We start from the raw sequence: 12745 nt of genomic DNA on the forward strand, positions 1-12745 counted from the left end.
GACGGTAATAGTCGGAATTGAACAGAAGGTTTTACTCGTCGTCGTCGAAGTTGTAACTGCCCGGCGCGAGGTTTTCGAAGCGGGTGTACTTGCCGATAAACGCCAGGCGGATAAAGCCGATCGGGCCGTTCCGCTGCTTGCCGATGATGATTTCGGCGATGCCTTTGTGTTCGGTCTCGGGGTGGTACACCTCATCCCGGTATACAAACATGATCACGTCAGCATCCTGCTCAATCGCTCCGGATTCCCGCAAGTCGGAGTTCACCGGGCGCTTGTTGGGACGTTGTTCCAGGGAACGGTTGAGCTGGGACAGCGCCACTACCGGGCAGTTGAATTCTTTGGCCAGAGCCTTGAGGGACCGGGAGATTTCAGAAATTTCGTTGGTCCGGTTGTCACCGCTGGAGCCCGGAATCTGCATCAGCTGCAAGTAGTCGATCATGATCAGGGCGATGTCGCCGTGCTCACGCACCAGGCGTCGGGTACGCGCACGCATCTCCGAGGGACTGATACCGGCGGTGTCATCGATGAACAGCTTGCGGTCATTGAGCAGGTTGACCGCCGAGGTCAGGCGCGGCCAATCGTCGTCTTCCAGGCGACCGGCACGCACCTTGGTTTGGTCGATACGCCCCAGCGACGAAAGCATACGCATGATCAGCGATTCACCTGGCATCTCGAGGGAGTACACCAGTACGGTCTTGTCGCTGCGCAGCACGGCGTTTTCCACCAGGTTCATCGCAAAGGTGGTTTTACCCATGGATGGACGGCCGGCGACGATGATCAAGTCAGACGGCTGCAGGCCGCTGGTTTTCTCATCGAGATCGGTGTAGCCGGTGGAAATACCGGTGATGGCGTTGTCGGTATTGAACAGCGTGTCGATGCGGTCGATGGCCTTGGTCAACAGGTCATTGACGCTGACCGGGCCGCCGGTTTTGGGCCGCGCTTCGGCGATCTGGAAGATCTGGCGTTCGGCTTCGTCGAGGATCTCGGCGGCGGTGCGGCCTTCGGGGTTGAAGGCGCTGTCGGCGATTTCGGTGCTGATGCCGATCAACTGGCGCAGGGTGGCGCGCTCGCGAACGATCTGGGCGTAGGCCTTGATGTTGGCGACGGACGGCGTGTTTTTCGCCAGTTCGCCCAGGTAGCCCAGGCCCCCGACTTGGGAGGTCTGGCCTTCCTTGTCCAACTGCTCGGCCAGGGTCACCACGTCAATTGGCGAGTTCTGGTCGGCCAGTTTGGCAATTGCACGGAAGATCAGGCGGTGGTCATGACGATAGAAATCACCGTCCGAGACTTGATCCAGCACGCGCTCCCAGGCGTTGTTGTCCAGCATCAAACCACCGAGCACAGCCTGTTCGGCCTCGATGGAATGCGGCGGCACCTTCAGGGCAGCGGTTTGCAGATCGTATTGCTCAGGAGCTGAAATATCGTTCATGGCCACTTGGAATTAGGGATTCGTAAAAAAACAAAAGGCACGACCTGTAAACAGGATCGTGCCCGATGTTAACCGCCTGGCACACGGGGTGCCAGTCAGTTAGCTTGCTTTAAGCTGCTACCACGACAACGCGTACGGTGGCTTCAACTTCGGCGTGCAGGTGCACGGCTACGTCGAATTCGCCTACGTTGCGGATGGTGCCGTTCGGCAGACGAACTTCGCTCTTCTGCACTTCAACGCCGGAGGCGGTCAGTGCATCAGCGATGTCGTGAGTACCGATCGAGCCGAACAGCTTGCCTTCGTCACCGGCGGTGGCAGTGATAGTCACTTCCAGCTCAGCCAGTTGGGCAGCGCGAGTTTCGGCCGAAGCTTTTTTGTCTGCTGCTGCTTTTTCCAGCTCAGCACGACGCTCTTCAAACGCAGCCAGGTTGGCAGCGGTTGCAGCGGTGGCTTTGCCGTATGGCAGCAGGTAGTTACGACCGTAGCCGGCCTTAACGTTCACTTTGTCGCCCAGGTTGCCCAGGTTGGCGACTTTTTCCAGAAGGATCAGTTGCATGTGAAAATCCTCTAACTTTTAACCTTCACCGTTCGCGTTATCGGCGTCTTTCGGCGCAGAACGTCCGCGAAAATCAATCAGGCTATCGACAATGGCCAAGACCACGAGTAACGGACCGATCAAGTGCATGAGCGGCAGGACGGTAACGTAGATCCCCACCAGCCAGAAACTGGCCAGTCTTTTCTGCGCGACCAGCCCGTGAATCAGGGACAAGCCAGCGAAGAACAGCGGCACACCGCACAACGGCAACAAGATCAAGGCGTGCCACCCGATAAACGGAGCAACACACATGACGGCCATCAGTGACAGCGCAACGCGCTTGGGGATCCGGATTGCGCGAAACTCGCTTCCGAAACCGCCGGGGTTATACAACAACGCCTGCCAGTAGCGCCCAAGGATCAGGCACAACACACTAAAGATCTGCACCGAAACCGCTGTCGAAATGATCAACATAGGAACTGCCAATGAAGCGAGCGCTGCTTTCTGGTCTGCCGAGAAGTTCTCGTAAGACTCACCCATCACCAGCGGCAAGACATGTTGAAACGTCTGCGCCAACGACTCGATGAAGGAACCGAAAACGGTCCCCAGGCTCACTGCACACAACAATCCCACGGCCGTGCTGACCAGCAGCACGCGACTCCAGGAATGCCCAGCGCGCAAAACCAACGCCAGGCTGCAACTCCCGAACAGCACCAGAAGCGCTGTCGGGTCTTGCAGGAAATGCCAGCTCACCAACACTGACAAAAACCCCAGACCCAGGACGCTCAAGGCGTCCGAACCGCGCCGCAGGAGCACAAGGCAACCCGCGGCGGCACCCAACCAAAACAACAACGGCAACACTGCACATCCAGCCACTACCAGAGTGGCTTGCACGCGACCGCGCATGATGAACTCAGCTAAGGCGCGCATGCATTCAATCCCTTACTACTTGTCGACTGCCCGGTCTCAGCGGCCGTGGCTGTCGGTGTAGGCCAGCAGGGCCAGGAAGCGGGCGCGCTTGATAGCGGTGGCCAGCTGACGCTGATAACGTGCTTTGGTACCGGTGATACGGCTTGGAACGATTTTGCCGGTCTCGGATACGTAGGCTTTCAGAGTGTTGAGATCTTTGTAATCGATCTCTTTCACGTCTTCAGCGGTGAAGCGGCAGAATTTACGACGACGGAAGAAACGTGCCATTTGATAGGCTCCTTAAAAGGTCCGTGGATTACTCGTCAGCGTTATCGCTGTTGTCGCTGTCATCACTATCAGCGCTTTCAGCGCCTTCGTGCTCAGGACGGTCGCGACGCTCACGGCGCTCACTGCGGTTTTCTTCAGCCTTGAGCATCTCGGATTGGCCGGTAACGGCTTCTTCGCGACGGATGACCAGGTTACGGATCACTGCATCGTTGTAGCGGAAGTTGTCTTCCAGCTCGGCCAGGGCCTTGCCAGTGCATTCAACGTTCAGCATCACGTAGTGAGCCTTGTGAACATTGTTGATTGCGTAGGCCAGTTGACGACGACCCCAATCTTCCAGACGGTGGATTTTGCCGCCGTCTTCTTCGATCAGCTTGGTGTAACGCTCAACCATGCCGCCGACTTGCTCGCTTTGATCCGGGTGGACCAAAAAGATGATTTCGTAATGACGCATGAATGCTCCTTACGGGTTGTAGCCTGCCGCTCAAAAACGGTCAGACAAGGAGTGAATGACACTTATGGACCTTGCCGCAGGGAGGCACATAGGTGCCTGCCAGGAAGGCAAGGGGCGCAATTGTAGAGAAGGGGGAGAAACCGCGCAAGGTGATTGGTGATTATTTGAACAACGCAGAATCAAGGCAAACACAAAACAAATGTGGGAGCTGGCTTGCCTGCGATGGCAATGGCACAGGCAACATCTCTGCTGACTGACACACCGCCATCGCGGGCAAGCCCGGCTCCCACAGGGTCTTGCGTCGCTCTCAAGCCTTATTTCTTGGCTTTGGCCTTGGCGCCACGCTGGCGACGGGCCTCGAACAGGCAGACGCCCGTTGCGACTGAAACGTTGAGACTGCTGACGCTACCGGCCATCGGCAAGTGCACCAGGTAATCGCAGTGCTCACGGGTGAGGCGACGCATGCCCTTGCCTTCTGCGCCCATGATCAGGATGGTCGGGCCGGTGAGGTCCTGATCATAAATGCTGACCTCAGCCTCGCCTGCCGTACCCACGACCCACAGCCCGCGCTGCTGGAGTTTCTCCAGAGTGCGCGCCAAGTTGGTCACGGCCACCAGCGGAATCACTTCCGCCGCACCGCAGGCCACTTTGCGAACAACCGGCGTCAATGTCGCCGACTTGTCTTTAGGCACGATTACCGCCAGCGCGCCGGCAGCATCCGCCGAACGCAGGCAGGCCCCGAGGTTGTGCGGGTCGGTCACGCCGTCCAGCACCAGCAACAACGGCGCGCCTTCGGTGCGGTCGAGCAGCTCGTCGAGCATCGCCTCGCCCCAGACCTGGCTCGGACTGACGTCCGCTACCACGCCTTGGTGAACGCCCTCTACCCAGACGTCCATTTCGCGTCGCTCGGCCTGGCCGATGGCGACTTTATTTTGGGTGGCCAGCTCGACCAGCGCTTGTACGCGCGGCTCGCTGCGACCTTCGGCCAACCACACCTGCTTGACGCGCTTGGGGTGGTGACGCAGCAGTGCTTCTACGGCGTGCACGCCGTAGATTTTTTCCAGACTCATGACTTGGCCTTAGGTTTGCGCGACCCGCCGCTTTTCGCGGGGGCCGAGCCCGCTTTGGGCGGGCCTTTACGGTGCTTACTCGGCTTGCTCGACGGCTTTTCCGCCTCGCGGGACTTTCCCCCAGACGCCGCTTTACCACCGCTCTTGGCTTCGCTGAGCAACTGCTGCTTCAGCTCGCGGCTCTTGCGCAGCTCGGCGTTTTTCGCCGCAGCATCGCTTGGGCGGTAGGCTTCAGGGGCCTTGTCCTTGGCTGACGAACGACGACCTGCCTTGGCTGACGCAGGCTCGGCAGCCGCTGCTTTCGCAGGAGCACCTTTACCCTTGCTTGCTGGCGCAGTCGTCTCGCCGCCACGCTTTTTACGGCCGACCGGTTCGGTGGGCTTGTCAGGCATGCCGAAGTCGATCTTGCGCTCGTCAAGGTCGACGCGCATGACCTGCACTTCCACGGTATCGCCCAGACGGAAGCTGCGACCGCTGCGCTCGCCCGCCAGGCGGTGATGCACAGGGTCAAAGTGGTAGTAGTCACCCGGCAAGGCGGTGACGTGCACCAGGCCCTCGACGTAGATGTCAGTCAGCTCAACGAAAAGACCAAAGCCGGTGACGGCCGTGATGACGCCAGGGAACGACTCGCCCACGCGGTCTTTCATGAACTCGCACTTGAGCCAGTTCACCACGTCGCGGGTGGCTTCGTCGGCACGGCGCTCACTCATGGAGCACTGCTCGCCCAGTTGCTCCAGGGCCGCTTCGTCGTACGGATAAATCCGTGCTTTCGGAATAGTCATGGCACCGGCGCGCTTGACGTGCGGGGTGTTCTGCTTGGAATGGATCACGCTGCGGATCGCACGGTGCGTGAGCAGGTCCGGGTACCGGCGAATCGGCGAAGTGAAGTGCGTGTACGCCTCGTAATTCAGACCGAAGTGGCCTTGGTTATCAGCGCTGTACACCGCCTGACTCAGGGAGCGCAGCATTACTGTCTGGATCACGTGGTAATCCGGACGGTCCTTGATGCTCGCAAGCAGTGCCTGGTAGTCCTTCGGCGTCGGGCCGTCCTTGCCTTTGTGCAGGGACAGGCCAAGCTCGCCGAGGAACGCGCGCAGCTTCTCCAGACGCTCCGGCGGCGGGCCGTCGTGCACCCGGTACAACGCAGGTATCTCGTGCTTTTTCAGGAATTCAGCAGTGGCCACGTTGGCCGCCAGCATGCATTCTTCGATCAGCTTGTGCGCGTCATTACGCGTGGTCGGAGTGATTGCGGCGATCTTGCGCTCGGAGCCGAAGACAATTCGGGTTTCCTGAGTTTCAAAATCGATCGCGCCACGCACATGACGCGCGCCCAGCAACACTTTATACAGCGAGTACAACTGCTTGAGGTGCGGCACGACATGGCCATACTCACCGCGCAGCGCTTTGGCTTCGCTGGTTTTCGGCTGTTCCAGGATAGTGCTGACCTTGTTGTAGGTCAGGCGCGCCTGGGAATGGATCACCGCCTCGTAGAACTGATAGTCGGTCATTTCGCCGGCTTTGGAGATGGTCATCTCGCACACCATGGCCAAACGGTCGACTTTCGGGTTCAGGGAGCATAGGCCGTTGGATAGCTGCTCAGGCAGCATCGGAATCACGCGCTCAGGGAAGTACACGGAGTTACCGCGCACCTGGGCTTCGTTATCCAGCGCCGAACCGATCTTCACGTAGCTGGACACGTCGGCAATCGCGACGAACAACTTCCAGCCGCCAGAGAACAGGCGCAGTTTGCCAGGCTTGGCTTCGCAGTAGACCGCATCGTCGAAGTCGCGGGCATCTTCGCCGTCAATGGTGACAAACGGCAGATGGCGCAGGTCGATGCGTTTTTCTTTGTCTTTCTCTTCCACTTCCGGCTTGAGCTTGGCGGCTTCTTTGAGCACAGCCTCAGGCCAGACGTGAGGGATATCGTAGGTGCGCAGCGCAACGTCAATTTCCATGCCCGGCGCCATGTAGTTGCCGACCACTTCAACGATATCGCCCTGTGGCTGGAAGCGCGCAGTTGGCCAGTGGGTGATTTTCACCTCGACGAACTGGCCGACCTTGGCGGCGCCATTGCGGCCCGGGGTAATCAGCACTTCCTGCTGGACCTTCGGGTTATCCGGCACAACAAAGCCAATGCCGCCCTCTTCGAAGTAACGGCCGACGATGGACTCGTGAGCACGCGACACCACTTCGACGATCACACCTTCACGGCGACCACGACGGTCCAGACCGGAAACGCGCGCCAGGGCACGATCACCATCGAACACCAGACGCATTTGCGCCGGGCTCATGAACAGGTCGTCACTGCCGTCGTCCGGGATCAGGAAGCCGAAGCCGTCACGGTGGCCGGCGATGCGACCAAGGATCAGGTCGAGCTTATCCACGGGTGCGTAAGTGCCACGGCGGGTGTAGATCAGTTGAGCATCGCGCTCCATGGCACGCAAACGGCGGCGCAGGGCTTCGAGCTGGTCTTCGGTGGTCAGACCGAACTCCTCAACCAGTTGCTCACGGCTAGCAGGCGAACCACGATCGGCGAGATGCGCCAGGATCAGTTCGCGGCTAGGAATAGGGTTTTCATATTTTTCCGCTTCACGAGCGGCCTCGGGATCGAGGGACTGCCAATCGGCCATTAGAGAGTTTTCACCTTGTCTATATGTGGGTTAGTTTGGCATACGCGTATTGAAACGGGAAATTTCAGGCATCAACAAGCGCTTAAAAGACCTTTGTCGCCCTCGGAATGCACCTTGCACGACCATTGGCGAAATTTTCCAGACTTTTTTCATAGCAGGGCTTTACAGCTTAAAATCGCCTCCGTATAGTGCGCGCCATCGACGACGGCAACGTTGTTGATGCTGCCCAGGTGGTGAAATTGGTAGACACGCCAGCTTCAGGTGCTGGTGATCGCAAGGTCGTGGAAGTTCGAGTCTTCTCCTGGGCACCAAATTCAGATAAAACCCGCGAAAGCGGGTTTTTTCGTTTCAGGCCTTTGATTTTTAACAAGAATCTTGATTTATATTTTTGAATCAGGGGTTTACAGATCAAAAAGCCCTCCGTATAGTTCGCTCCATCAACGGCGTAAGCGTTGTTGATAATGCCCAGGTGGTGAAATTGGTAGACACGCCAGCTTCAGGTGCTGGTGATCGCAAGGTCGTGGAAGTTCGAGTCTTCTCCTGGGCACCAAATTCAGATAAAACCCGCGAAAGCGGGTTTTATCGTTTCTGGGGTTTGAAAACCTGCCCGGCGATTTCCTCCCTTATCCGTACTTGAGAAGTTTTATCGTTTATCCTTGCAATGATTTGTTGCATACAAGCGAGGAACAACTCGGATGATGACCCACGATATCCGTCTCAAAACATCCCTTCTGCGTGGCCTTTCCATCACGCTGCTCGGCCTGACCCTGCTCTCGCCCGCCGCCTACTGCGCCGATAAGGTGTCACTGACCCTGTACAACGGCCAGCACAAGGAAGTCGGCGACGAACTCGCCAAAGCCTTCGAGGCCAAGACCGGCATTCACGTCAATGTGCGCAAAGGCAGCAGCAACCAGTTGGCCAGCCAGGTCGCTGAAGAAGGCGACCGCTCCCCCGCCGACGTGATCTATACCGAAGAATCGCCGCCGCTGAACAAGCTCGGCGAACAAGGCCTGCTGGCCAAGATCGATGCCAGCACCCTCGACGTCTTGCCCAAGGATTATGTCGGCAGTAACGGCGACTGGATGGGCGTCACCGCACGCACCCGCGTCGTGGCGTTCAACCCCAAACTGATCGCCGAAAAAGACCTGCCCAAATCGGTACTCGATTTCGCCAGTCCTGAGTGGCAAGGCAAAGTCGGCTTCGTACCCACCAGCGGCGCCTTCCAGGAACAAGCCGTGGCGATCATCAAGTTGCACGGGCGTGAAGCCGCTGAAGAATGGCTGACGGGCCTGCGCGCCTTCGGTAAGGTCTACAGCAATAACATGGTCGCCCTCAAAGCTGTGGAAAACGGCGAAGTCGCCACCGTGCTAGTGAACAACTACTACTGGTTCGCCCTGAAGAAAGAAAAAACCAACCTGGATTCGAGACTGCATTACTTCACCGATGGCGATGCTGGCGGCCTGATCACCGTGTCTTCCGCTGCCGCGCTGAAATCCAGCAAGCACCCCAAAGAAGCGCAACAACTGCTCGCCTTCATGACCAGTGAAGAAGGCCAGCGCGTGATCACCAACACCTCGGCCGAATACCCGCTTCGCAAGGGCATGGAATCCAACCGAGGCCTCAAGCCTTTTAGCGAACTGCAACCGCCGAAAGTCACCCCTGCCGACCTTGGCAACGCCGAGGAAGCCCTGGACCTGGAACGTGACGTTGGCTTGAACTGATGAACCCATCGCTTCCTGCCTCCGCCGTGCGCGGGGGTTTCAGCCCACGGCGCAAGCGCCCGTCGATCTGGCTGCTGATTCCCGTTCTGTTGCTGGTTGGTCTGAGCCTGCTGCCGCTGATCTATGTCGCGACCAAGGCCTGGCAGGCGGGCTGGGCGGAGGCGGTGCACTTGTTATGGCGGCCCTATGTATTCGGGCTGCTGCGCAACACCCTGGCGCTGATGATTGGCGTGACGGTGGCCTGCGGCGTGATCGGCCTGTCCCTGGCCTGGCTGCTGGAACGCAGCAACCTGCCGGGCCGGCGCATCTGGGGCGTGATCCTGTGCCTGCCGTTTGCGGTGCCTGCGTTTGTCAGCAGCTTTACCTGGGTGTCGCTGAGCGCCAACTTTGAAGGATTGGCCGGGGCAATTCTGGTGATGACCCTGTCCAAGTACCCGCTGGTGTTTCTGCCGGTGGCAGCAACCCTGCGCAATCTTGACCCGTCCCTGGAAGAATCAGCTCGCACCTTGGGGCTAAATCGTTGGGGCGTATTTTTTAGCATCACACTGCCCTTACTGTGGCCTTCGCTATTGGCCGGGGCGCTGCTGATTGCTCTACACATGCTGGTGGAGTTCGGCGCGTTGTCGATCATCGGCCTGCAGACGTTCACCACTGCCATCTATCAACAATTCGAACTGGAATTCAGCAATGCTAATGCCGCTATGCTCTCGGCGGTATTGCTGGTGATGTGCCTGACGCTGCTGTGGCTGGAGCTGCGCGCACGCGGCAAGGGCCGCCATGTGCGCATCGGCCAAGGCGCGGCGCGGCATGCGGAACAGGTCAAGTTGGGCAAGTGGGCGCCACTGGGTCAACTGTATTGCCTGGCACTGGCGATTATTGGCAGCGGCATTCCGCTGGGCATGCTCGGGTATTGGCTGGCAGTGGGTTCGTCAGCGGCATTTCCCGTGGCCGAAATTGCTGAGGCGCTGCTGTCTTCGCTGACACTGTCCTTAGGTGGCGCGGCGCTGTGCCTGGTGTTGGCCGTGCCGGTTGGGCTGTTGGTGGTGCGTTACAAAGGCCACTTGGCGATCTGGGCCGAGCGCCTGCCGTATCTGCTGCATGCCCTGCCCGGCTTGGTGATTGCACTGACGCTGGTGTACTTCGCGCTGCACTATGTACCGGCGCTGTATCAGACGTCGGCATTGCTGCTGATCGCTTATGCACTGCTGTTCCTGCCACTGGCCCAGGCGCCGATTCGCACCGCCTTGAACAAGGCCGCGCCGCAGCTGGAAGAGGCGGCGCGCACGCTGGGCGCATCGTCGTTCAGCGCGTTTTGCCGGGTGACCTTGCCGATTATCTTCCCGGCACTGGGCGCGGCATTTGCGCTGGTGTTTCTGGATGCGATGAAGGAATTGACGGCGACGTTACTGCTCAGCCCAACCGGGCTGAACACCCTGGCCACCGCCGTGTGGGCGCATACCTCGAATGTGGAGTTCGCGGCAGCGGCGCCGTACGCGGCGCTGTTGATTCTAGTGTCGGGGTTGCCGGTGTATCTGCTTACGACTCGGATGTATCTGAGCCGCTGAAATAGCTTTCGCGAGCAAGCCCGCTCCCACATTTGAAACGCATTCCAATGTGGGAGCGGGCTTGCTCGCGAAAGGGCCCTCCCAGGCGACATCAAGCCCTGAACTGCCCCAGGCTCGCCTTCAACTGCGCCGCCAAGCCATCCAGCACCTTGCCACTGGCCGTGGTTTCTACCACCGCTTGCGCAGCACGCTCGGCCTGCGCGTGGATCACCTCGACCCGCCCACGCACCGCATGCGCACCCTGGGCCTGATGCTCAGCGGCGCGCGTCGCCAAACCAATCGCCGCATGCACCTGCTCCACCGAAGCCTGCACCGTCTGCTGCAGGCGCACGCTGTCGCGCAGCACCAGCAAGCCTTCGCTCGCCTGACGCCCCGCCTTGCCGATGGTTTCTACCGCCTCACGTGCGCCCTGCTGCAGCGCCACAATATGCGCTTGAATATCACCTGTGGAACTCTGGGTTTTGCTGGCCAGGGCACGCACCTCGTCGGCCACTACCGCGAAGCCACGCCCGGTCTCACCGGCACGCGCGGCTTCGATCGCTGCGTTAAGCGCCAGCAAGTTGGTCTGCTCGGCAATGCCGTGAATCACCGTCAGCACCACTTCAATTTGTTCACTTTGCTGCGCCAGGCGCTCAATAACCTGAGAACCCGCCTGCACCTGCCCCGCCAACGCTTCGATCAAGCTGCCGACCTGCGCTGAAGTGCGCGAGTTTTCATCCGTCGCCTGGCGGATTTCCACCACTTGTTGCAACGCTGCTTGCATCGCATGACTTTCGGCCTGAGCCTCGTCCGCCATTTGCGACAACGCGCGCAGGCTCTCAGCCACCTCATCACGCTGCAAACCGGCAGCCTTGTCGGCCCCGGCATTGCGCAAGGTCATGGCGCCGATTTCCACGCCGGTACGCTGAGCCACGTCACCTGCCTCGCGCACGATCGGCTGCAACTTATCCACAAAGCGATTGACCGCCGAGGCCATGTCGCCGATTTCGTCCTTGCTGCTGATCTGCACACGCTTGGTGAGGTCGCCTTCGCCCGCCGCCAGATCATCCATGGCTGCAATCAGCAACTTCAGGCGATTGACCACACGGCGCCCCAGCACAATAGCGATCAGCAACAATACGCCGAAGCCTACCGCCGCGAGCCCCATGCCAATGCGCCAACGCAACGTGCCCGCCGCCTCTTGCACGGCGCCGGCGGTGTTAGCAGTCATCTGCGTGGCGGTGGCTTGCGCAGACTGCAGGCGCGCGCCCATGGCCGCCGCGCTATCTGCGGCAGCCCCCTTAAGGCTATCGCCCACCAACTGATCGCTGCTGGCGATCAGTGTGGCAAAACGCTTATCCAGTGCAGCCAAGTCGATCTCTACCGCCGCGGTCGAAACTCCCATGCGGACTTTGCCGATCTCGACGCCGTTGGGGCTGATGGACGCTTCGACATAGAACACGGAAGGATCATTTTTTGCCGCATCCAAGACTTTATCCAGGGCACGGTCTCCCTGCCCCTTCGCGAGCAACGCCTGGTTGATCGGGTTGTCACGGTTCAGATAACGCGTCAGATGCACCCCGGCCGCGTCGTCATACACCACGAACAATACGCCGGGATTGCGCTGGGCACGCCGAGCAAACTCCGACAGCGCCGGCACGTCGCTGTCCCACATGGCACGCGGCGCCACCGAGGCCAGCAGTTGTGCCATGTCGTTGGCAGAGTCTTGCAGGTCTTTTTCCAGGGTCGCACGCAGCTGCTTCTGCTCTTCCTGCAGACGTGTGGAAAGCCCGGCGGTCAGACGCTGGCGTGTACTGGAAGACAAGCTGTCCAGACTGGATGTCACTTCCTTGCCAGCTTGCGCCAGCTCGCCAGACAGCTTCTGGCTGTCTATACCCAGGCGACTGCCCAAATCAGCTTCCAATGCAGTGACCGTGCTTCGCGTCAGGGCGACGGCCACCAGCACTTGCACCAAAAGAGCGATACCTAGGGTAACGAACACCGGTCGCAACAGTCGGCTTTGTAACAATGAGAGAACGGCAGACACTGGGAATCCCTCCATCACGGGTGCCATTAATTTGATAGCACCGCGAAAGAAAGAACCATAGCAAAGGTCGTGCCGTTTACCAGGCGGAGACGACAAAGGGCTCCCGAAGGAGCCCTTTGCT

General features: G+C 59.4%; 9 protein-coding genes, 2 tRNA genes and 2 pseudogenes. 4 read left to right on the forward strand and 9 right to left on the reverse strand.

The window, feature by feature from the left end; translation table 11 throughout:
• Positions 1 to 31: 31 nt before the first annotated feature.
• The 7 genes from dnaB to rnr form a co-directional block, all read right to left on the reverse strand.
• Entirely contained in the window at positions 32 to 1429 is a 1398-nt protein-coding gene (gene dnaB / locus FW764_RS08645; RefSeq protein WP_017526410.1) for a replicative DNA helicase, read from the reverse strand.
• A gap of 109 nt (positions 1430 to 1538) precedes the next feature.
• Complete coding sequence (rplI, locus tag FW764_RS08650) at positions 1539 to 1985, reverse strand: 50S ribosomal protein L9 (protein WP_003171376.1); 447 nt, start codon at positions 1983 to 1985, stop codon at positions 1539 to 1541.
• An 18-nt stretch (positions 1986 to 2003) separates the two neighbouring features.
• Entirely contained in the window at positions 2004 to 2894 is an 891-nt protein-coding gene (locus FW764_RS08655; RefSeq protein ID WP_446433578.1) for a hypothetical protein, read from the reverse strand.
• Between the two features lie 36 nt (positions 2895 to 2930).
• The gene (gene rpsR / locus FW764_RS08660) at positions 2931 to 3161 is read right to left on the reverse strand and encodes a 30S ribosomal protein S18 (protein ID WP_002551829.1); all 231 of its coding nucleotides are present in this window, start codon (positions 3159 to 3161) and stop codon (positions 2931 to 2933) included.
• A gap of 28 nt (positions 3162 to 3189) precedes the next feature.
• Positions 3190 to 3612 carry a 30S ribosomal protein S6 gene (gene rpsF / locus FW764_RS08665; protein WP_003217491.1) on the reverse strand — a complete coding sequence of 141 codons (423 nt, stop codon included), beginning with the start codon at positions 3610 to 3612 and terminating at the stop codon, positions 3190 to 3192.
• A 314-nt stretch (positions 3613 to 3926) separates the two neighbouring features.
• A complete protein-coding gene (gene rlmB / locus FW764_RS08670) occupies positions 3927 to 4682 on the reverse strand; it encodes a 23S rRNA (guanosine(2251)-2'-O)-methyltransferase RlmB (RefSeq protein WP_322212500.1) in 756 nt (251 codons plus the stop codon).
• The gene (rnr, locus tag FW764_RS08675) at positions 4679 to 7312 is read right to left on the reverse strand and encodes a ribonuclease R (RefSeq protein WP_446433579.1); all 2634 of its coding nucleotides are present in this window, start codon (positions 7310 to 7312) and stop codon (positions 4679 to 4681) included. Before rnr ends, rlmB begins: the two co-directional genes overlap by 4 nt.
• A gap of 224 nt (positions 7313 to 7536) precedes the next feature.
• Here rnr and FW764_RS08680 point away from each other — a divergent pair.
• The 4 genes from FW764_RS08680 to FW764_RS08695 all read left to right on the forward strand — a co-directional run bounded on the left by FW764_RS08680 (position 7537) and on the right by FW764_RS08695 (position 10598).
• Positions 7537 to 7623, forward strand: a tRNA-Leu gene (locus tag FW764_RS08680).
• A gap of 152 nt (positions 7624 to 7775) precedes the next feature.
• Positions 7776 to 7862, forward strand: a tRNA-Leu gene (locus FW764_RS08685).
• A gap of 145 nt (positions 7863 to 8007) precedes the next feature.
• Positions 8008 to 9033, forward strand: coding sequence for an iron ABC transporter substrate-binding protein (locus FW764_RS08690; RefSeq protein ID WP_446433580.1), 1026 nt, complete (start codon positions 8008 to 8010; stop codon positions 9031 to 9033).
• Positions 9033 to 10598, forward strand: coding sequence for an ABC transporter permease (locus FW764_RS08695; RefSeq protein ID WP_446433581.1), 1566 nt, complete (start codon positions 9033 to 9035; stop codon positions 10596 to 10598). Before FW764_RS08690 ends, FW764_RS08695 begins: the two co-directional genes overlap by 1 nt.
• A 91-nt stretch (positions 10599 to 10689) precedes the next feature.
• Here FW764_RS08695 and FW764_RS08700 read toward each other — a convergent pair.
• Together FW764_RS08700 and FW764_RS08705 are read right to left on the reverse strand one after the other, a co-directional pair.
• A pseudogene (locus FW764_RS08700) lies at positions 10690 to 11184 on the reverse strand (methyl-accepting chemotaxis protein); the annotation flags it as partial.
• Positions 11185 to 11595: 411 nt separating this feature from the next.
• A pseudogene (locus FW764_RS08705) lies at positions 11596 to 12651 on the reverse strand (methyl-accepting chemotaxis protein); the annotation flags it as partial.
• Positions 12652 to 12745: the final 94 nt, after the last annotated feature.

Source organism: Pseudomonas sp. 1152_12, from assembly GCF_052850675.1.